This window comes from Methylomonas rosea (assembly GCF_024505055.1).
In the GTDB taxonomy this organism is placed as follows: Bacteria; Pseudomonadota; Gammaproteobacteria; order Methylococcales; family Methylomonadaceae; genus Methylomonas; species Methylomonas rosea.
Genome location: NZ_JANIBL010000033.1, coordinates 1 through 19,736 on the forward strand (window position 1 = coordinate 1; position 19,736 = coordinate 19,736).

Sequence of the window (19,736 nt, forward strand, 5' to 3'; positions counted from 1 at the left end):
CCCGATAGGGGAGCGGCAGGGATGCCGCTCGTTTTCGGAGGGCCAGGGATGGCCCTTCCGAAAACCCTCGCCAAAAGCAAGACGCGCAGGATTAAGGCGGAATACCGGGTGGCCTTTCTTTTGGTGACTTTTCTTTGGCCAAACAAAGAAAAGTTACTCGGCTGTCGGGCCGAGACCCGACATCTAAAAACATCCTCGCGATAGCGACACCAAATAAACCAACAACCCAATGCCGGATGCACTTCGCCTATCCAGCCTACAAACTTAATTCAGCAAACAACCAAAACATGACTAGCATATCTCTCCCTATTTTCGGCCAAGGCAGCCAACCCGCCGAGGAAGACGGCGCCGAACTCGACTATCTGGCGATGCCGGAAGAAATGACGACCTACCGGATGCCGACGATTTCGGTGGACTTGAATGCCGCCGATCTGGCGCAGGCCAAAACCGTGTTGCAGCAACTGGAACAGGATTTAGCGGCTTACCCGGCAAGCAGCCAAACCATAGATTTGATAAGCCTGGACCCAACCAATCGCCAATTCGTCGACGAACTGCTCGGCGAAGGCGAGGTCAGCATGCTCTGTAACGGTGCGCAAAACCTGCGAATTCAGGAATCGGTGTTGGCCGGCGCCTGGCGCTCGCAACGCCTGGATGCGCAGAAACAGATCGTCACCGACACTTTGGAAGTCGGCATCATCCCGCAAGCCATCTTACAAACCGCGTTTGCCGATGCCACTCAACATATCGATGCCGACATGAGCGCGTTGCCGGATGGGGTGATGAACGCGCCGCCACTGTTGGCCGAATTGAACGCCAAGATCGCCGAGTATCAACCTGGCACGGAGGCGCATATCATCAACCTCAGCTTGCTGCCGCAAACCGAGCAGGATTTGGCGTTTTTGGAACAGCGCTTGGGCAGGGGGGCGGTGACGATTTTGTCGCGCGGTTACGGTAACTGCCGGATCGACGCCACCGCCACCCGCAATATCTGGTGGGTGCGGTATTTTAATTCGCAGGACACACTGATCCTCAACACGCTGGAAGTCAGCGAGGTGCCGAATGTGGCTTGCGCGTCGGCGGAAGACATTGCCGACAGCCACCAGCGTTTGCAGGAAATCTTGCAGGTGTATTTGTGAGCGAAGGCTTCTTCGCCGGTGCTTACGGCGGCGATGCCTCGCGCTTGCCTCCCGAGGCCAAGCTGGAATGCAAGATTTGCTGGCATGTCTATGATCCGGCTGAGGGCGATACGGTTTGGCAAGTGCCGCCCGGCACTGCTTTTGCCGATTTGCCCGAGCATTGGAGCTGCCCGCAATGCGGCGCGCCGAAGCAGGGCTTTTTGGTGCTGGACGAGTAATTATGTACTGGCAGGACGGTGAGCAGATTCGGCGGACCTTGGAAGTGGTGTTTAACGACATTCTGACCACGCGGATGCACGATATGCCAGTGCTGAACCCGGCTTTAGCGGTGCGGGCGCTTGGCTTTGAGCCGTACGACGCCGATTGGCCCGGTGTATTGATTACGCCGTGGTTTATGAACGTGTTGCTGTTGCCGAGCGCGGAGAGCCGCTGGGTAACCCAAGCGCCCGGCAGCAAGTTTGAACAGGCTTTTCCCTACGGTAGTTTCGAGTTTACCGTCGCCGATGAAGCGCAACTGGGGCGCTACGCGCAATGTTCGCTGTTTTCGCCGATGTTTGAATTTGCCGATCAAGCGGCGGCAGAAGCTGCGGCAGACAGTGCTCTGCAGGCCTTGCTGACCAGTCCCGCGCCGCGCGCGATCAGCCGCCGCGATTTGTTGCGCGGCAATCTGGCAAGACCTTAAGTGACGCCGGCGGGCGAGATTACGATCGAACTGAACCATCGCGCCGGCAAGGTCGAAGCGGTGGAGATAGCTTCGACCCGGCCCGATGCGGCGCGGGTATTTGTCGGTAAAACGCCGGAGCAGGTGCTGAGCATAGTGCCGCTGTTGTTTTCCTTATGCGGTAATGCCCAGGCTTACGCGGCTTTACAGGCTTGCCGCGCTGCGCTGCGGATGCCCGCCGAGCCGGAAGCAGATGCCGCTAGGGAACACTTGCTGCAACTGGAAACCGTGCGCGAACATGCTTGGCGGATATTGCTGGATTGGCCGGGCTTGTTGGACCAGCAGCCGGACAAAACAGCCGTTGCCGCGTTGCTGAAAATCGATAGACAGTTTAAGTCGTGTCTATTCCAAGATGGCGAGGCCTTTAAACTGGATAGCCAATTGCAGATCGACGCGCCGCGTTCGCAGGGATTGCTGGCCGAATTGACCGGCTTAATCGATCAAGTCATTTTCGATGGCGGCTTGCGCGGATTTTTGGCTATGACCAACGAAATGCAATTGCATGACTGGCTGGATGGCAACAAGGCGTTGGCGGCGCAGCTATTGAATAAACTGTACCAACGAGAGTTGCATGCGCTCGGGAATAGCAATGTGGCCGGTTTGCCGAACTTGGACCCGGCCGAACTGAACAGACAGATGCAAAGCACGGATCTATCGGCGTTTTGCCGAATGCCGCAGTGGCAAGGCCGGTGTTACGAATCCACACCGTTGAGTCGTCAGCAAGAATCGCCCTTGCTCACGGATTTGCGCAGCCATTACGGCAATGGTTTGTTGCCGCGCTTTGTTGCCGTGTTATTGGAAGCTGCTGCAATCCCGCAGGGGATAAAATCAATGGTTGGAACTATGCCTGCGTATGCCGCCGATGGTGTCGGTCTGGTCCAAGTACAAGCAGCGCGGGGCTTATTGATTCATCGCCTGGAGTTGCGCCAGGGCCGGGTGTACGATTACCGCATCGTCGCGCCCACCGAATGGAATTTTCATCCCAACGGGGTTTTGGCCCAGGGTTTAAAGTCCTTGCAAGCGGACGATGAGGAGGGCTTGCGGCGGCAGGCGGAATGGCTGATCAACGCGGTCGATCCTTGTGTGCAATACCGGCTAGTGCTGACGCCGGAAAATTAACAGAGTAATCATCATGCACGAAATGTCGCTCTGTGAGAGCGTGTTACAGATCATCGAACAACAGGCCAAGGCCCAGCAATTTGCCAAAGTCAAAACCGTGTGGCTGGAGATTGGCGCCTTGTCGGGCGTGGAGCCGGAGGCGATGCATTTTAGTTTTGAAGTAGTGATGCAGGGCTCGTTGGCGGAACAGGCCAAGCTGGAAATTATCGAAGTGCCGGGCCTGGCTTGGTGCCTGCCTTGCAGCTGCGAGGTGTTGGTGCAGCAGTTATACGACGAGTGCCCGCACTGTGGCAGTCATCAATTACAGATTGTCGGCGGCGATCAAATGCGAATCAAAGAATTGGAGGTAGAGTAATGTGCGGCGTATGCGGCTGCGGCGAGGGCCCTATTCACTCGCACGACGAACCACACGATCACGAGCATGCTCATGATCACAGCCATGACCATGGACACCATCATCACGAACATAGCGCGGAACACTCGCATGCGCCGGGTTTGACTCAGGCGCGGATGGTGCAAATCGAACAGGACATTCTGGCGAAAAACAATCGATATGCCGACGAAAACCGCCGTTATTTTAGCGAGCGCGGCATGTTGGCTTTAAACCTGGTGTCCAGTCCCGGTTCCGGCAAAACCACTCTGTTGACCGAAACCATTCTACGTTTGAAAGACGAGTTGAGTATCGCGGTGATCGAAGGTGACCAGCAAACTGCTCGCGATGCCGACCGTATCCGCGCTACCGGCGTGCCGGCCTTGCAAATCAACACCGGGAAGGGCTGTCATTTGGATGCGCATCGGGTTGGTCATGGTTTGGAGAGCTTGAATCTACCCGAGCACAGCTTGCTGTTTATCGAAAACGTCGGCAATTTGGTGTGTCCATCGGCATTTGACTTGGGCGAAGCGCACAAGGTAGTGATCCTGTCGGTTACCGAGGGCGAAGATAAGCCAATCAAATACCCGGACATGTTCCATGCCGCCGATTTGATGATCCTGAACAAAACTGATTTGCTGCCGTACCTGGATTTTGATAGCGCACAATGCATTAGTTACGCGAAGCAAGTTAACCCGCGCATCAAGGTGTTGTCGCTATCGGCCAAGACTGGCGAAGGCATGGAAAACTGGTTGATCTGGCTGCGCGCCGAGATGGCTCTGCAACGAATAGCGTATGCTTAACCGACTTTGCCTCAACTTTTAATACTGCTATGTGCCTAGCCCTGCCTGCCCAAATTATCGATATCGATTTTGCGACGCAAATGGCGACGGCGTCGGTGGACGGCGTCAAGGTCGAAGTATCGTTGGCTTTGGTGGATGATGTGAAAGTCGGTGATTACGTGCTGGTGCATGTGGGTTACGCGCTGAACAAGATCGACGAGGACGAAGCCTTGAAAACCCTGGCCTTGTTCGCGGAAGCCGGTTTGATGGCATCATGAAATACATCGACGAATTTCGTCAGCATGATCTGGCCAAGCACCTGGCGCAAGTCATTGCCCAAACCGTTAAGCCTGAGAGGCATTATCGCTTGATGGAATTCTGCGGCGGTCATACTCATGCGATTTTTCGTTACGGCGTGCAGGATTTAATGCCGAGCAATGTCGAGTTCATTCACGGCCCCGGCTGCCCGGTGTGTGTCCTGCCGACGGGACGCATCGATAACGCGATTCAGTTGGTTGAGCAGCATGATGTGATTCTCTGCACCTACGCCGATCTGATGCGAGTGCCGGGGGGCGGCAGGCAAAGTTTGCTCAAAGCCAAAGCGGCCGGCGGCGATATTCGCATGGTTTATTCCACGCAGGATGCTCTGAAAATTGCTCGGGACAATCCGGATCGGCAAGTGGTGTTTTTCGCGATTGGCTTTGAGACCACCACGCCGCCGACTGCCGTGGCGATTAAGCAGGCACAGGCCGAAGGGCTGTCTAATTTCTCGGTGTTTTGCAACCATGTACTCACCCCGTCAGCAATGCAGGCTATTCTGGACGCACCGGAGCCGGTTGCTATCGACGCTTTTCTCGGGCCTTCACACGTCAGCAGCGTGATCGGTAGCAAACCCTACGAGACCTTCTCTGAACATTACGCCAAACCCATCGTCATCGCCGGTTTTGAGCCGCTGGATGTGATGCAATCAGCTTTGATGCTGATTCGGCAACTCAACGATGGCCGGCATGAAGTGGAAAACGAATACAGCCGGGCGGTGACGCGCGACGGCAATGTCAAAGCGCAAGCCTTGATGGCCGAGGTGTTTGAGTTACGTCCGCAATTTGAATGGCGCGGTTTGGGACTGATTCCCAATAGTGCATTGAAATTACAAGTTGCGTATGCCGACTTCGACGCCGAACAGCGTTTCGAGATGCCGGCTATCAAAGCCAATGATATTAAGGGCTGCGAATGTCCGGCCATCCTGCGCGGCGCGAAGAAACCGCAAGATTGCAAATTGCTGGGTACGGTTTGTACACCGGAAAACCCGATGGGTTCGTGTATGGTGTCGTCGGAAGGCGCTTGTGCCGCGTATTGGAGTTACGGACGGCTGCGACAAGGGTAGGGGATAAAAAGGCAATGCCGTTAAGTTAAGCTTAGTAGTTGTTAATTCCCCTCTTTGGAAAAGAGGGGGCAGGGGAGATTTTCTAAATAAATCCCCCTCGATCCCCCTTTTTCAAAGGGGGAAGAACCTTAATTTAACGGTATTGGACAAAAAGGTGGACACTGATAGAAGTGTCCACCTGGATCAACATTGTGATAGATCGGGGTGAGTGAGCTGGGCTTATTTATAGATTTCCGCGGCAGCGGCTTTCAATTTCGCGTCATTGCCTTGCATCGGTTTCATCATTTCGTTTTTAGACGCTTTAGCGCCGGCGACCAATTCGTCAGCGGTTTTGAATTTGGCTTTTAAAGCGTCAACAGCCGGAGCCACAGAACCGTTATGGCAACCTTTACAGGTATCCGCTTCGCCAGCAGAGGACAGGGAAGGAATTAAAGCAACAGAAGCAATCGCCAGCAGTGCAAAAATTTTGGTTTTCATTGTGGTTTCCTCATGATTGTAGTTATTTTTGCCAGCGGCAAGCGTGACACAGCAGTATCTAGCGCCAACCGATGGTGCAGATGTTTTTTTATCACCGGCGGGCGTTTTCTATCACAGCCTGAAATGCGAAGCAAACTCTACGAGGGAATTGATTGACGGCAGGGTTTAATCGACTGGATCGGCAAACGGATTGACAATCAAAAGCTGGTCTTGGATCAGCTGGCCGTGTTGTAAATCTTCTGAATACAGCGTGGTGCATCCAGCGAGTAGCGCAGCGGCAACGATTAAGCTGTCGTACATCGAAAAACCGAAACGTTCGGCGATGTCTAGGCCTTGTTCGTGTATTTCTAGGGTGAGCGGGAGGATTTGGCAAACGGTTTTAACGACCTGCAAAGCCTCGCGAATCTCTGGGTATGACATATTGAATTTGCGTTTGGCGACCGACGTAAACTCATTCAGTACCTGCACGCTGACGCAGCCGCCGGTTTGCAGAATAGCTTCGGCTCGATCAGCTTTGCCGCTGTCTCCCGAAAACACATACAGCAATACATTGGTATCGATGAATGTTTTAGCGGTTTTCATTCGCTTCCAAGCGATCAAATTTAAAATCCGCCGGCATACGACCACGGAATTTACGCAATCTGCTCAGGAGCTCTTGATTGCTGGCTTTTTTGTCGATTTCGAACGCGCGCTCACCGGTAACCTGAATCTCGATGTCATCGCCTTCCTTAAGTTGCAAGGCTTCGACCACCGCAGCGGGCAGACGGACGGCTAAACTGTTACCCCATTTGGCGATTTGCATAACTACTTCCTGAAAGTTTTAAGGATAAACATATTAGATTGTATATCCATATGAGGAAAGTCTTCCACATGAATTTGTTTACATAGCGAGACCTAAGCCGTGCCAAAGCGTTACGCGAACCCTTTAAATCTAAAAACCGGCCACGTCGATCTCAGTCATGGTGGCGGCGGTCGCGCCATGGCGCAGTTGATCGACGAGTTGTTCATCAAGCATTTCGATAACGAGCTGCTGCGTCAGCATAACGATCAGGCTTTGTTCAAACTACCCGCTGGGCGACTTGCGATTAGCACCGACGGCCATGTCATTTCTCCGTTGTTTTTTCCGGGGGGTGACATCGGCTCGTTGGCGGTGCACGGCACGCTCAATGATGTGGCGATGTCCGGCGCCAAACCCTTGTATCTGGCGGCAGGTTTTATCCTGGAAGAGGGTTTGCCGCTGGCCGATCTGGAGAAAATCGTCATCAGCATGGCCGCTGCCGCGAAGGGGGCCGGCACGCCGATTGTGACCGGCGACACAAAGGTGGTGGAGCACGGCAAGGGCGATGGCGTATTTATTACTACCACCGGTGTGGGTGTGGTGCCGGATAGCGTGACTATCTCCGGCGACCGAGCTGAGCCCGGTTGCGCGATTTTAGTCAGCGGATCGATTGGTGATCACGGGGTGGCGATCATGGCCAGTCGCGAGAATCTGCAATTTCAGACCACTATCGTTTCCGATTCAGCGGCCTTGCATGGTTTGGTCGCCGATCTGGTGGCAACCGCGCCAACAGCCTTACGCTGCTTGCGTGACCCGACACGCGGCGGGCTGGCGACGGCTTTGAACGAGTTAGCCAAACAGTCCGGCGTGGGGATGGTGATCGACGAAGCCAAAATCCCAGTCAGAGCCGAAGTCAAAGCTGCCTGCGAAATTCTCGGCCTCGATCCCTTATATGTCGCCAACGAAGGTAAACTGGTGTGCATTTGCGACGCCGCTGCCGCCGATGACTTGTTGGCGGCGATGCGACGGCATCCGCTGGGCCAGGATGCGTCTATCATCGGCGAAGTCATTGTAGACCCGCACGGCTTCGTGCAGATGACCACGGCTTTTGGTGGAAGGCGTATCGTCGATTGGCCGGTCGGCGAGCAGTTACCGCGCATCTGCTGATGCCCGGCAAGGCGATTCGGGCGCGGGGCGTAGTGCAGGGCGTTGGTTTTAGGCCGGCGATCTGGCATTTGGCCCGGCAGCACGGGTTGACCGGTTCTGTGTGGAACGACGGCGAAGGGGTGATGATACATGCCTTCGGCGACGCGCAAGATCTGGCTGCCTTTGTTGCCCAAATTCCGTTGCAGCTGCCGCCGTTAGCGCGCTTGCATAGCTTGGAAGTCGACGATTTGGCCGGCACCGCGCCGAGCGAATTTCAAATCGTCGCCAGTCGGAGCTATGGTATCGATACCCCCATCGCCGCCGATGCCGCGACTTGTCCGGATTGTTTGGTGGATATTGCTGACCCGCACAATCGCCGCTATCGCTACCCCTTCACCAATTGCACTCATTGTGGCCCGCGCTTATCGATTGTGCGCAGCGTGCCTTACGACCGCCAAAATACCAGCATGGCGGCGTTTGCTATGTGTCCGCAGTGTCAACAGGAATACGACGATCCAGCCGACCGGCGCTTTCACGCTCAGGCAAATTGCTGTCCGGTGTGCGGGCCGAGATTGTGGCTGGCGGATGCGCTGGGCAACCTCATTCCTACAGTGTGCGGAGAGGCGGCAAATCAGGTAGGGCCGAATTTATTCGCCCAGTTGCCCGATTCAGGGCGAATGAATTTGCCCTTACATCGCGAGCATTCTATTGGTGAAACGTCCGAGTTAACTTCGGTAATTCTCGCGGCCAGCCTGATCCGCAAAGGCCTGATCGTCGGGATCAAAGGTCTGGGTGGTTTTCATCTGGCTTGCGATGCGAGTAATGCTGACGCTGTCGATAGGCTCAGGCAGCGCAAGCGCCGTTACGCCAAACCGTTTGCGTTAATGGCTAGAGATGTGTCCATGGTAAGTCGTTATGCTTCCATCAGGCCCGAGGAACTGTCCGCATTACAGGAGCGTGCCGCGCCTATCGTACTGCTGCCAGCGCAAGGCGAACCGCTGGCGCTCGGTGTCGCGCCGGACGACGATAAATTGGGTTTCATGCTGCCTTACACGCCATTGCATACCTTGCTGATGCAAGAACTGGATGCGCCTATCGTGTTGACCTCCGGCAATATCAGCGACGAACCGCAATGCACCGATAACGCCGAAGCGCGGGAAAAGCTGGCGGGTATTGCCGACTATTTGCTGTTACACGATAGAGATATCGTCAATCGCTTGGATGATTCGGTGGTTCGATTGATGGACGGCAAAATCCGTATACTGCGCCGGGCGCGCGGCTACAGCCCGGAAGCATTAAGATTGCCAATGGGTTTTGAACAGGCAAGCAATATTCTGGCGCTGGGTGCCGAGTTAAAAAACAGTTTTTGCTTACTGAAAAGTGGTCAAGCCATTGTCAGCCAGCACATCGGCGATTTGGAAAACGCCGCCGTACAACAAGATTACCGGAAAGCCATAGACTTGTACCGAAAGCTTAACGGCTTTAGACCCGAGCGGGTTGCAGTCGATAAGCACCCTGGCTATCTGTCTAGCCAATACGGCCAGACCTTGGCCGCGACCGAGGCGGTCGAATTAGTCAGCGTTCAGCATCATCATGCCCATCTGGCCGCTTGTTTGGCTGAACATGGCGTGGGACTGGACGCACCGCCGGTATTGGCGGCAATTTTCGACGGTCTGGGGATGGGCGAAAACGGTGAGTTATGGGGCGGCGAGTTTTTGCTCGGCGATTACCGTAACTACACTCGACTTGGATATTTTCAGCCTATCGCGTTGCCTGGCGGTGCGCAAGCGATGCGTGAACCGTGGCGTAACACCTATGCGCAACTGCGGCATTATTTCGATTGGCCGACTTTGCAGCACGACTATGCGGACTTGGAAATAATGCAATTGCTGGCCGGCAAGCCTTTGGCGACGCTGGAGACGATGTTGGCAAAACATCTAAACTCGCCGCTCAGCAGTTCTTGCGGTCGATGGTTAGACGCTTTTGCTGCCGCTTTGGGCTTGCACGCCGAACGGGTCGATTATGAAGGTCAGGCGGCGATAGCGCTGGAAGTATTGGCCGCGCCGGTATTTGCCGAAGAACAGCCTTATCCGCGAGCCGGGGCTATTGCCAACGGCACCGGCCTGGCGGTGCTAAGTTGGCGGGACTTATGGCAAGCGGTGCTGAATGATCTGCAAATCGGCACCGACAAAGCCCGCGTCGCTGCCCGTATCCATCATAGTCTGGCCGCCGCGACCGTCGATCTGTTGAATGGCTTGAGTAGCCAAACCGGCGCGAATAGTATCGTTTTAAGCGGTGGCGTATTTCAAAATCGCTTGGTATTGGAAGCCGTGAGCGAGCAATTGCGCCAATGTGGTAAAACCGTATTGGCGCCGCAACGCTATCCAATGAATGATGGTGGTTTGGCCCTGGGCCAGACGGTGATTGCGGCGGCACGGATTATATAATTCCAGCTTGGTCAATAATCCCCTTAATAATGTTTACCAAAATCGGGCTGAAAGGCGATAAGAGTCCGGTTTCATTGGGATTGTCTAAGTCAGAAAACAAATCAGGCAGTTGCTTAAGCTCATCATCGTTCAATAGCCGCAATTCATTCGGTTGTTTACCTTTTATATAAATTAACGCATCCACCAATTGCTTCCGTTCTTCGCGAATGGCTTTAGTGTCCAATCCCAGAATATCAATTGTTTTGGCGGCCCGTTCCGTTCCTCCTTCCACTTTACCCGACAGACGAAACTTTAATTCGGTCTCGCATTCCGGCATTAATGGAGTTAAAGGCAAGTCTGTTGAACCGCGCGCTTGGTTGCAGCGTTTTGGTGTTTTGCAGGATGCGACGATATTGGTAAAGTCTAAAGTTTTATTGGGTGTTGCCATTTGGCTGGCAATGTGTTCGTTTGTGCTATTGGCCTCGTCGATTTGTTTGCAGCAATAAGCGCACAAACCAAACTGATCTTTGATTGCTGCTTGGCGGATAGCTCGTCGGGTTGATTTGCCTTGTTCAGATTTATCTAAATCTGGGTAGCGTCCATGCGGGTTGGCTTTTTTCCAAGTGGTTAGTTCTATTGGTTCTTGCCCTTTAGCGATTAACCGCACGTTGCGCCTCCAAGCGTCTAATCAGCAGTTTCGCTTTGTTCAATTCCAGGTTGTCTATAGAAATTTTTTGTTCGAGGTCGGCTAATAGAGATTTTGCATCGTCTAGTTTTCCGTCTTGCAGGTTGTCGCGTAAGTCATCGAAAGCCTCCTGAATATCTGCATTGCGAATGTCGGCATCCATGTCCTGTAGCAACACCTGATTGACATCCATGCCGTAAAGATTATCCAGTTTTTGCAATTCCCCGTTATCCAGTGAATAACACAGTAGATCAGGCGATTCGCTGATGACGATGGGTGAATGGGTGGTTAATACGAATTGGCAGTTCGGAAAGGTTTTGTTCAGGTTGCCAATGATGGCGCGTTGCCATTTGGGATGCAGATGCAGATCGATTTCATCAATTAATACGATGCCATAGCCTTCCAGAGGGTTTTCCAATGCAGGGTTCATGATGGCTAAACGTCTGGCGATGTCTCCGACCAAGGTCATTATCGACTTCTCGCCTTGCGATAGCTGGGCTACATCCAGCGATTTGCCGTTTTTGTTCACCAGCATTTGCAAGCGCGGCTTGCGCTGAATGCGCAGATTATCAAAATCGGTCATGAATATTTTAATGGCGTGAAGCACCGCGTTTAGTTGAATATCCTTAGCAGAAGCCAGTCGTTCAGCTTGTTCGGCGATCAAAACGTTAGCATCAATGGCTTCGCTGGAATTATACTTGTGGACTATTTCTTTCAAACTCAAACTGACTTGTGAATATATTTCGTTTTGGCTGTCTTCACGATCACGCAGCCATTCAAAAAATCGCCGAAAATCAGCGCCTTGCTGCAATGCGTTGTCGTAACCATCTAGCTGACCAAAACTATGTCGGGTTTTGATTTTCAAAGGAATATCCAGCACCACCCGCTCAACTGGATAATAAGCAATTAAAGGAAATGCGGCACTTGCCGGGGCAGATGCTAGTTGATCTTGGAAGCTAAGTGCTAAGCGACTAGCGTCATGCAGCAGGCTAGATGAGACTTTGGAACTACCTCTTAAGGTTTTTGCAACCCGCCAAAAATATAAGTCTTCCTGATATTGCAGCTGCAAACTAATGTCTGCAAAGGTTTGCCCGTTGTGAATATCTCTGTCCGAAATTGGACTGCCATTTCCATTAGTTCGGTTAATTCGAGCCACCAACCAGCTCAAATTGATTTTCAATGCGTCCAAAATCGCGGTTTTACCAGCCCCATTGTTCCCAATAAAGACTATTGTCTTGCTTGGATGCTCATCTCGGGCTTCGTCCGCAAATGGAATCGCTAGCTCCGTAAACCCACGAAAATTATTTAGAGTAAGCTGTTTAATGTACATGAAGTATTGGTGTTAGATTTTTGGGCTTTTCAGGATTTTATCATGTAGTCATGGGCTTGATTCTACTTGGTTTATCTTGAAAAATGGCTGTGAATGTTACTAGCTTAAACCTGCTTCTCAAACGCCACCTCAAACCTGCCATAACGCTGCAAAATCGCCGGTAACAGCAGTAAGTTCAATACGGTTGACGAGGCCAAGCCGCCGATGATGATGGCTGCCATCGGCCCCATGATTTCCCGGCCCGGATTATCGCTGCCTATGGCGATAGGCAGCATCGCTAACGCGGTGACCAGTGCCGTCATCAGAATGGCCGGCAGGCGTTCCTGGGCGCCGCGAATCAAAGTCTCGGTGGACCAAATCTGGCCTTCCAGTTCGATTAAATGCCGGTAATGCGAGATCAGCATGATGCAGTTGCGTACGGTGATGCCGAACAAGGTGATAAAGCCGACGAAGGAGCCGACCGATAGTGTGGCGTCGGTTATAACGACTGCTGCCACGCCGCCCAATAAGGCAAACGGCAGGTTCAGCAAAGTCAGCAGCATGTGCCGCAGGCTACCTAGAGCGATAAACACGAAAATCAGTACACCGGCACCCGCCAGCAGGGCGTGGATAATCAATGTCTCCCTGGCTTTGGCCTGTTCCAGGGCGGCGCCGATAAATTCCGGATAACTGCCGTCGCGCCAGTTCATCTCGTTTTGTACCCGCTGTTTTAGTTCCGCCATAAAGGCATCCATGTCCCGGTCTTTCACCTTGCAGGTTACGGTCTGGATGCGTTGCGCGCCCTGATGCAGGATGTTGTAACGGCCTTCGCCGTGGCGAGTTTCGGCCACTTCGCCGAGCAGCACCCGCTGGCCTTCGTTGTTTTTCAGGGGCAGTTGCGCCAGATAATCCGGTTGACTGCGCCATTCCGGCGCCAGCGCCACTGCAACATTGAAAATCCGGTTGCCTTGCAGATGCTTGCCGACGATGCGGCCTTCGTAAGCGGTTTGCAATGCTGTCATCACTTGCGCCGGGCTGATGCCGCGAAACTTTAATTGCTCCAGGTTCAATTCGACTTGCAAAAGGGCCGTGGCCGGCGGCGAGCGCAGTTGCACGTCTTCTGCGCCGGGAATCGTATTGATTAGCGTGGCGAGCTGTTGGGCCTTGCGGTCCAGTTCGGCCAGATCGTTGCCGTAGATATTCACCACCACCGGTGCGGTGTAGCCGGAAATGGTTTCGTCTACCCGCTCCGTCAAAAAGGTATTGGCTTCGAAATTGATACCGGGGAATCGTTCCAAAATGTCGCGCAAGCTGTCCAGCACCTGCTGCTGTTCTTGGCCGGATAATGGCTTTAAGCGCACTTCGTATTCGCTGTAGTGGCTGCCGTAAGTATCGGCGCCGCGCTCGGCGCGGCCGGCCCATTGCGATACCGATTCTACGCCGTCGAGTGCCAAGATTTGCTCGGTGAGTAAACTGCCGACGCGGATGGATTCCTGCAATGATGTTCCCGGCACGCTGGCGGTGTGGACAATAAAATGACCCTCGCGGAGTTCCGGCAGAAACTTATGATCTAAGCGCAGAAAGACCGCTATACCGATCAGGCAGGCAATCGCGCCTATTGCCGCCACGGTTTTAAAGTGCCTGATAGCCCATAGCAATTGACGGGCGTATAGCGGTTTAAGACGCCGCAACACGGGCGGATCGCTGTCGTCCGGTAGTTTGTTCCGAAACAGCAAATGGCACAACGCCGGGGTTAGCGTTAGTGCCACCAGCAGCGACATCAAAATCGCCAGGATATAGGATACGCCCAGCGGTGCGAATAGTCGGCCGCTGACGCCGTCCAGCGTCAACAATGGTACGAACACCAAGGCGACGATGAAACTGGCGTAAACCACTGAGCTGCGTACTTCCAATGAGGCTTGGTAAATCACCGTTTCGGCGCCATCCGGGAAGATTTTTAAGCGGTTTTCGCGCAGGCGTCTAAAGATATTTTCGGTGTCGATGATCGCATCGTCCACCACTTCGCCCAAGGCAATCGCCAAACCGCCCAGCACCATGATATTTAAGTTGACGCCGGATTCCAGCAGAACCAGCGCGGCAGTCAGCAGCGACAGAGGTATAGCGGTGGCGGCGATAAAGGCGCTGCGCAGATTAAATAAAAACACATACAGCACCGCCATCACGAACAGGCCGCCGATTAGTAAATGTCCGGACAAATTATGCACGGAGGTTTCGATGTAATCGGCCGGCCGGAACAAATGAGAATAGAAATCCACGGACTGTTGTTTGAAAATCGGTTGAAATTCCTCCAACACGCCTTCCACCTGTCTCGACACCGACAATGTATTGGCGCCGTACTGGCCGATCACCATCATCACGATACCGGGCTTGCCCATAATCTGCGCCGCGCCGATGGGTGGCTCGGCGCCGTAACCGATCTGCGCGACATCGCCCAAGGTCACGTTCATGCCGTCCTGGCGTTTGACGATCAGTTGCTTGAATTGCTCGGGATTGGCAGGCTGGCCGCTGATTTGCAGTGTAAAACGTTGGTTGGCGTTTTCGATGAAGCCGGCGCCGTTCATTTCCGCCGCACCGGCTGCAGCGTTGACGACGTCGTCTATCGATAGATTGAAGCGCTGTAAGGCCGCCGGTTGCAACTGCACTTGCAGTTGTTGAATGTCGCCGCCGAATACATTGACGTCGGCCACGCCCGGCACCGCCAGCAGGCGTGGCACTAAACTCCAATCCACCAAGCCGCGCAATTCCATCAGAGTCTTGCTGTCCGAATGCATACCTATCGTCAATACCGTGGCCGACGAGGACGATAGCGGTACCGCTACCGGCATACCGACGCCGGCCGGCAAACGTTGACCTAGACTGTTCAGGCGTTCGCTGACCAATTGCCGATTCCGATATACATCGCTGTATTCGTTAAATGTCGCGGTAACGATGGACAAGCCCTGGATAGACTGAGAACGTAAGGTTTGCAGACCAATCAAGCCGCTGATGCTGTTCTCGATTTGCTGGGTGACCAGCACTTCCACTTGCTCTGCGGCCAGACCGGATGCTTCGGTCTGAATGATGACTTGTTTCGGCGAGAACTCCGGGAAAATATCCAGGCCGGCGTTGGTCAGGCGGTAAATTCCGTAAGCGAATAGCAGTAGCGCCAGGGCGACGACGATGCCGGAATAACGAATGGAAAAACGGACCAGAAGTGCGAGCATGAGCGACGAAATGGATTAAATAGCGAGCTATTGTGCCTTGTCGGTCAGGTTTGGTCCATGTCGATGCGCTATCTCCCTGATTCTGCTGGTAAGGCAAAGTGCACGTTCTGCGAGGTTTTCCGAGCGGGAGAGTGCTTAAAAAACCGCCCCCGCACTAGAGGCGGAGGTCAGCGAAGTAGACTTTTGACGATTAGGACAGTGATTTTCTGCGTGACACGGCGATGAAACCCAATAATGCCGAACCCATTAAACCGAACGCGGCAGGTACCGGAACTGGGGTTGTGGTGGTTAATAGTCTGAACTGTCCATCCCACTTTTCCGGGCCGGTGAAATTCAAGCGAAAGCTATGCAGGTTGGCAAACACTGCCGGATCAGTAAAATTGCTGAAACTGATCAGATAATTATTGTTGCTGGTAAAGGTTTGGGTGCCGGAGCTTGAGCTGCCGTTGGCTACCATTTCCACATTTACGCCAAGATCGATTGTCAGCACTTCCAGCAGGATAGCGTTGCCGTGAGCGGTTAAATCAAGTGGATCGAAATTCCACAGAATGGAGGCGCCACCGGCTGAACGTCCGTCATTGGATATGATCAACTGGTTACCGCCGGAAACGATTTCCGTGGTATTGGCTAAACGGGTTCCTGAGGCTTCGGCGATAAAGGTTCTCGTGGCATTGCTTAGGTCGGTGCCGGTAAGCGCCGATACCGTATCGCTGGAAGACCCTGCGCTACCGCCGTCGTCGAATACGGTTTGAGAATGGCTGAAATTATCAATCGTCAATATACCTGCTTGGCTTTGGCCGGATAGCGTTAAGCCCAGGCTTAGCAGCAAAGGTGCGAGGTTTTTCTGCAAATGTTTGGCATTCATGTGGATTATCCGTGATCAGAATTGAAGTTTGGAAATCGGAAGATTTTGGTGGCCGGTGTTAAACGGCAACTGCTTTTCGGCGTCTGCCGCTCGTAATTCCCAAAGCGCCTATGATTAATAAAGCGGTTATGGACGGTTCCGGGACCGTGGATAGCTTGCTGAAGTCAGCGTCCCAAGCGGCATTGGTGCCCCGCAATTTCAGCTCCAGACTGTTCAGATTCTTGAACGCCGCGGGATTCGAGAATTGTGAAAAATCGAATCTAATTGTGCTCGGTGACCCGATTGCTACGCTGGCTAAATTCTGAAAACTTAACATCGACGTACCGTTGGCGATCATTTGAATTTGGTAGGTGGCGTCGCTAGATTCGGTGGTAAGCAATAGCGCGTTCGCGAAAGCCGTGAAGTCGATGGCATCGAAATTGTAAAACACACTGGCGGTGCCGGCTGAATTGCTGCTATTACCGACGGTCAACAAGCCCTCTTCCACAAAAATTCTGGTGGTACCGCCCGGGGTAGGGCTGGAATTCAATGTCCGTTGCAAATTGCTTAGACCTGAACCGGATACGTTAACTGGGCCGTTGACAGTGTTAGTGGTGGATTGAAGGTTGGCAAAATTATCGATCAATGTCGCCGACTCGGCGGCTTGAGTGAATAAGGCTAAAATCAGGATTAATCCGGATAAGCGCATTTTCGGCATTACAGAGTTCATGTCGATTCCTTTTTGGCAGTGGGCTGAGAGATAAGTATTTCGCGTGCAAGCAATTGGCTTGCATAGTGCGTCACTCTAACTAAGCACTAGTAGTGCCAACTTAATTTAAATTAATCTAATCAATTATTTAAATGTGATATGCCAATGATTTTCAGTTAAGCAGCTGACAGCAGGGGCAGAGGTTGCGACAGTTTTGGCAGGGTGGCATGGGGCTGTCATGCTAGGCTTTTCACAGCGCTACGCGAAGTTACAGCTTGTCGTCTTGGTGAGTGAGTTGGAATGTTTGTGATACTTTGCCGATCTTTTCAAAGTACGATAGCATCGTACTAACACCTTCAATCTGGAGTCCAGCCTCATGGATAGTCAACATATCGATTTGCACCGCTCCATCATCTCCTTGAGTTGTGCGCTGGATTTAGTCGGTATCGACGAAGTGAAGCACGGCAAGCGGGTCGCGATGATGGCTTGGCATATAGCCGGTAAACTCGATTGGTCAGCTGTCGATAGATTGAGCATTCTGTATGCCGGCATGCTGCACGATTGCGGGGTAGCCAAGGTTCGCGAGCATAGGCATTTGACCGAATCGCTGGAGTGGGACGGTGCCGAGGCGCATTGCTTACGCGGCGCGGAATACTTGCAAGCCTGCCCACCGCTGGCCTATCTGGCTGAGGAGATCCGTTACCATCACACGCGCTGGGAGCAATTAATCGAATTGCGGCTGGCGCCCCGAGTGCGGCTGCGTGCCAATCTACTGTTTTTGGCTGATCGCATTGATGTGCTGCAAGCCCCGTATCTGGCCAGCGAGCAAATTCTGGTGGCCGCGCCCCAAATCGTTGAGCGATTGCTGAGTTATTCGGGATCGCTGTTTGCGCCTGACTTGTTGGCTGCGTTTGCGGAGTTGGCGAAAAGTCAGGCGTTCTGGCTGGCAATGGATCCGGATTATCTGGATGAGGATTTACGCGAATTGGGGCGCGACTTACCGACTGTCGACTTGGCTTATCCTTCGCTGCGGGAGATGGCCCGGCTGTTCTCGCGAGTGGTGGATGCGAAAAGCCCCTACACTGAGCAGCATTCTGAACGGGTTGCGCAAATCTCCAGGCAATTGGCATTGGATATGGGCGTGACCGGTTGCGATCTGGAGCAGGTAGAAATTGCCGGTTTATTGCACGACATTGGCAAATTGCGGGTTTCTGAGGACATCATAGATAAACCGGGTAGCCTGACCGCCGCAGAGCGGGCCTGCATGCAGAGGCACAGTTACGATACTTATCGAATTTTGCAACGGGTATTTACCGACTCCAAGATTCCGCAATGGGCTGGTTTGCACCATGAAAATCTGCGCGGCGAAGGGTATCCGTTCAAGACCATCGGCAAGTCTTTGGAATTGGAGTGTCGGATTATCAGTGTGGCCGATATTTTTCAGGCTTTGGCGCAGTCCCGCCCATATCGCGAGGGGATGTTATTGGCCGACATTATCGAGCATCTGCGGCAACGCGTGGTTGAAGGGGTTTTGGATGGCGAAGTGGTCGCCAAGTTGATGGATAATGCGGACGTTTATTACGAACTGGCGCAAGGCAATTGCTCACTGGATTTCAACGGCAGCTAAAGCTGCCGTGCTCGTCCGCGAAATTGCATAAACAGGTTTGGCCTTGAAAAAAGTACCTTGTAAAAACATCCGCACGAAGCCGAAAACAAAAAAGCCGGAGGCATCTTAACGCCTCCGGCTTTTAGCAAGAGCGAACGAAATTGTTGATTATGCTTGACGTTGTCTTCTGGTATTAAACCCCATCAATCCGAGTAGACCGGAACCCATCAGCCAAGCAGCGGCAGGAACCGGTACCGAGGTAATCGGACCACTTCCGCCATTGTTGTCTAGGCAATATTCAACATAGAGCTCGGCCGCTTTGAAGAAGTAATCTTTACTGCCGCTATCTTTTACGCCAAGTACAGCCGTCAGTGAAGCGAAGCCGGTTGTGGATAAGAAGTCGCGAACATCCAAACTAATATATTTTTTGTAGCCGTCGACTTCGGTCCAGTCGGTAGAAATGTTAGAGCCGTTAATGGATGTGATGCGGGCGTATTCGTTTCTGTCTTTCAATATGCCGTTGTAGATGGAATCGGTGGCCGATGTTGAGTCGTCACGCAGCCACACTTTCAGCAGAGCGCTGCTGATAAAGGTAGTGTCCAGCTGATAGTCGAAGTTAAGGGTGTAGCTATCGTTGGTGGTATCGTTATCGGCTTTGGAAATTAGCGTGCCGTTGCTGCCGGCGGATAAGGTCAAGCTCAGTTTTTCTAAATCGCAAGACGATTGGTTACCGCAGTTACCGTGCTCATGCTCATGTTCAAAATCATTGGATGCTAAGGCGGAGGAGGTTGCCAAGGCCGAAGATAATAGAATGGAAGCGGTAAGTAGTGTTTTCATAGCAAGTACCCAGAAGTAGTCAATGGAAATGTTTCGGTGACGATTGGACGTAGAGGCAGAGCGGGCTGTGTACGGCAAATCATCTGGTGATCAGTGTATCCGGGTATGTAACGCTGTTTAATTGTCCGTTCGTGCCATGACAAATTTGTCATGGCTGTTATGGACGGAACGAGTGGATTGGCG

The 19,736-nt window shown here is 53.0% G+C and carries 20 protein-coding genes; 11 read left to right on the forward strand and 9 right to left on the reverse strand.

Going from position 1 to position 19,736, the window contains the following annotated elements:
- Positions 1–287: 287 nt before the first annotated feature.
- From NP589_RS11640 to hypD, 8 genes are read left to right on the forward strand one after another with little or no spacing between them, the layout of a single operon-like run.
- A complete protein-coding gene (locus tag NP589_RS11640; protein ID WP_256607143.1) occupies positions 288–1,136 on the forward strand; it encodes a hydrogenase expression/formation protein in 849 nt (282 codons plus the stop codon).
- Entirely contained in the window at positions 1,133–1,354 is a 222-nt protein-coding gene (locus NP589_RS11645) for a rubredoxin (protein WP_256607144.1), read from the forward strand. Before NP589_RS11640 ends, NP589_RS11645 begins: the two co-directional genes overlap by 4 nt.
- Positions 1,355–1,356: 2 nt before the next feature.
- Positions 1,357–1,818, forward strand: coding sequence for a [NiFe]-hydrogenase assembly chaperone HybE (gene hybE, locus NP589_RS11650; protein WP_256607145.1), 462 nt, complete (start codon positions 1,357–1,359; stop codon positions 1,816–1,818).
- A complete protein-coding gene (locus NP589_RS11655) occupies positions 1,819–2,976 on the forward strand; it encodes a nickel-dependent hydrogenase large subunit (RefSeq protein WP_256607146.1) in 1,158 nt (385 codons plus the stop codon).
- Between the two features lie 13 nt (positions 2,977–2,989).
- Positions 2,990–3,331, forward strand: coding sequence for a hydrogenase maturation nickel metallochaperone HypA (hypA, locus tag NP589_RS11660; protein WP_256607147.1), 342 nt, complete (start codon positions 2,990–2,992; stop codon positions 3,329–3,331).
- Positions 3,331–4,149: a hydrogenase nickel incorporation protein HypB gene (hypB, locus tag NP589_RS11665; RefSeq protein ID WP_256607148.1), complete on the forward strand. Its 819-nt coding sequence runs from the start codon at positions 3,331–3,333 to the stop codon at positions 4,147–4,149. The genes hypA and hypB overlap by 1 nt, the downstream gene beginning before the upstream one ends.
- Positions 4,150–4,178: 29 nt before the next feature.
- The gene (locus NP589_RS11670) at positions 4,179–4,406 is read left to right on the forward strand and encodes a HypC/HybG/HupF family hydrogenase formation chaperone (protein WP_256607149.1); all 228 of its coding nucleotides are present in this window, start codon (positions 4,179–4,181) and stop codon (positions 4,404–4,406) included.
- A complete protein-coding gene (gene hypD / locus NP589_RS11675) occupies positions 4,403–5,512 on the forward strand; it encodes a hydrogenase formation protein HypD (RefSeq protein ID WP_256607150.1) in 1,110 nt (369 codons plus the stop codon). The genes NP589_RS11670 and hypD overlap by 4 nt, the downstream gene beginning before the upstream one ends.
- 219 nt (positions 5,513–5,731) lie before the next feature.
- Here the strand turns inward: hypD and NP589_RS11680 are convergent, their stop codons facing one another.
- From NP589_RS11680 to NP589_RS11690, 3 genes are all read right to left on the reverse strand, one after another.
- Positions 5,732–5,989, reverse strand: coding sequence for a hypothetical protein (locus tag NP589_RS11680; protein ID WP_026603274.1), 258 nt, complete (start codon positions 5,987–5,989; stop codon positions 5,732–5,734).
- A gap of 165 nt (positions 5,990–6,154) precedes the next feature.
- Positions 6,155–6,571, reverse strand: a complete 417-nt coding sequence (locus tag NP589_RS11685; protein WP_256607151.1) for a PIN domain-containing protein — start codon at positions 6,569–6,571, stop codon at positions 6,155–6,157.
- A complete protein-coding gene (locus NP589_RS11690; protein WP_256607152.1) occupies positions 6,558–6,791 on the reverse strand; it encodes an AbrB/MazE/SpoVT family DNA-binding domain-containing protein in 234 nt (77 codons plus the stop codon). Before NP589_RS11690 ends, NP589_RS11685 begins: the two co-directional genes overlap by 14 nt.
- Positions 6,792–6,968: 177 nt before the next feature.
- On the opposite strand from NP589_RS11690, the gene hypE reads away from it, so the two are divergent.
- Both hypE and hypF read left to right on the forward strand, forming a co-directional pair.
- On the forward strand, positions 6,969–7,934 hold the full coding sequence (hypE, locus tag NP589_RS11695; protein WP_256607187.1) for a hydrogenase expression/formation protein HypE: 966 nt from the start codon (positions 6,969–6,971) through the stop codon (positions 7,932–7,934).
- Complete coding sequence (hypF, locus tag NP589_RS11700; protein WP_371929669.1) at positions 7,934–10,360, forward strand: carbamoyltransferase HypF; 2,427 nt, start codon at positions 7,934–7,936, stop codon at positions 10,358–10,360. The genes hypE and hypF overlap by 1 nt, the downstream gene beginning before the upstream one ends.
- Here hypF and NP589_RS11705 read toward each other — a convergent pair.
- From NP589_RS11705 to NP589_RS11725, 5 genes are all read right to left on the reverse strand, one after another.
- On the reverse strand, positions 10,353–11,006 hold the full coding sequence (locus NP589_RS11705; protein ID WP_256607154.1) for a retron system putative HNH endonuclease: 654 nt from the start codon (positions 11,004–11,006) through the stop codon (positions 10,353–10,355). The genes hypF and NP589_RS11705 overlap by 8 nt on opposite strands.
- On the reverse strand, positions 10,990–12,354 hold the full coding sequence (locus tag NP589_RS11710) for an AAA family ATPase (protein WP_256607155.1): 1,365 nt from the start codon (positions 12,352–12,354) through the stop codon (positions 10,990–10,992). Before NP589_RS11710 ends, NP589_RS11705 begins: the two co-directional genes overlap by 17 nt.
- 104 nt (positions 12,355–12,458) lie before the next feature.
- On the reverse strand, positions 12,459–15,557 hold the full coding sequence (locus NP589_RS11715) for an efflux RND transporter permease subunit (RefSeq protein WP_256607156.1): 3,099 nt from the start codon (positions 15,555–15,557) through the stop codon (positions 12,459–12,461).
- Positions 15,558–15,747: 190 nt separating this feature from the next.
- Positions 15,748–16,422, reverse strand: a complete 675-nt coding sequence (locus NP589_RS11720) for a hypothetical protein (RefSeq protein ID WP_256607157.1) — start codon at positions 16,420–16,422, stop codon at positions 15,748–15,750.
- Positions 16,423–16,480: 58 nt separating this feature from the next.
- Positions 16,481–17,131 (reverse strand): PEP-CTERM sorting domain-containing protein, encoded by a 651-nt coding sequence (locus NP589_RS11725; RefSeq protein ID WP_256607158.1) that lies wholly within the window; start codon positions 17,129–17,131, stop codon positions 16,481–16,483.
- A 355-nt stretch (positions 17,132–17,486) separates the two neighbouring features.
- Here NP589_RS11725 and NP589_RS11730 point away from each other — a divergent pair, with 355 nt between their 5' ends.
- Entirely contained in the window at positions 17,487–18,737 is a 1,251-nt protein-coding gene (locus tag NP589_RS11730) for an HD domain-containing phosphohydrolase (protein WP_256607159.1), read from the forward strand.
- A 147-nt stretch (positions 18,738–18,884) separates the two neighbouring features.
- On the opposite strand, the gene NP589_RS11735 is transcribed toward NP589_RS11730, so the two are convergent.
- Positions 18,885–19,553 carry a hypothetical protein gene (locus NP589_RS11735; RefSeq protein ID WP_256607160.1) on the reverse strand — a complete coding sequence of 223 codons (669 nt, stop codon included), beginning with the start codon at positions 19,551–19,553 and terminating at the stop codon, positions 18,885–18,887.
- Positions 19,554–19,736 lie beyond the last annotated feature (183 nt).

Excerpts from the sequence above, each read along its gene's own strand:
- NP589_RS11640 (WP_256607143.1), top strand. The coding sequence starts at position 288 with ATGACTAGCATATCTCTCCCTATTTTCGGCCAAGGCAGCCAACCCGCC.
- hybE (WP_256607145.1), top strand. The coding sequence starts at position 1,357 with ATGTACTGGCAGGACGGTGAGCAGATTCGGCGGACCTTGGAAGTGGTG.
- hypA (WP_256607147.1), top strand. The coding sequence starts at position 2,990 with ATGCACGAAATGTCGCTCTGTGAGAGCGTGTTACAGATCATCGAACAA.
- hypB (WP_256607148.1), top strand. The coding sequence starts at position 3,331 with ATGTGCGGCGTATGCGGCTGCGGCGAGGGCCCTATTCACTCGCACGAC.
- NP589_RS11670 (WP_256607149.1), top strand. The coding sequence starts at position 4,179 with ATGTGCCTAGCCCTGCCTGCCCAAATTATCGATATCGATTTTGCGACG.
- hypD (WP_256607150.1), top strand. The coding sequence starts at position 4,403 with ATGAAATACATCGACGAATTTCGTCAGCATGATCTGGCCAAGCACCTG.
- NP589_RS11680 (WP_026603274.1), bottom strand. The coding sequence starts at position 5,989 with ATGAAAACCAAAATTTTTGCACTGCTGGCGATTGCTTCTGTTGCTTTA.
- NP589_RS11685 (WP_256607151.1), bottom strand. The coding sequence starts at position 6,571 with ATGAAAACCGCTAAAACATTCATCGATACCAATGTATTGCTGTATGTG.
- NP589_RS11690 (WP_256607152.1), bottom strand. The coding sequence starts at position 6,791 with ATGCAAATCGCCAAATGGGGTAACAGTTTAGCCGTCCGTCTGCCCGCT.
- hypE (WP_256607187.1), top strand. The coding sequence starts at position 6,969 with ATGGCGCAGTTGATCGACGAGTTGTTCATCAAGCATTTCGATAACGAG.
- hypF (WP_371929669.1), top strand. The coding sequence starts at position 7,934 with ATGCCCGGCAAGGCGATTCGGGCGCGGGGCGTAGTGCAGGGCGTTGGT.
- NP589_RS11710 (WP_256607155.1), bottom strand. The coding sequence starts at position 12,354 with ATGTACATTAAACAGCTTACTCTAAATAATTTTCGTGGGTTTACGGAG.
- NP589_RS11715 (WP_256607156.1), bottom strand. The coding sequence starts at position 15,557 with ATGCTCGCACTTCTGGTCCGTTTTTCCATTCGTTATTCCGGCATCGTC.
- NP589_RS11720 (WP_256607157.1), bottom strand. The coding sequence starts at position 16,422 with ATGAATGCCAAACATTTGCAGAAAAACCTCGCACCTTTGCTGCTAAGC.
- NP589_RS11725 (WP_256607158.1), bottom strand. The coding sequence starts at position 17,131 with ATGAACTCTGTAATGCCGAAAATGCGCTTATCCGGATTAATCCTGATT.
- NP589_RS11730 (WP_256607159.1), top strand. The coding sequence starts at position 17,487 with ATGGATAGTCAACATATCGATTTGCACCGCTCCATCATCTCCTTGAGT.
- NP589_RS11735 (WP_256607160.1), bottom strand. The coding sequence starts at position 19,553 with ATGAAAACACTACTTACCGCTTCCATTCTATTATCTTCGGCCTTGGCA.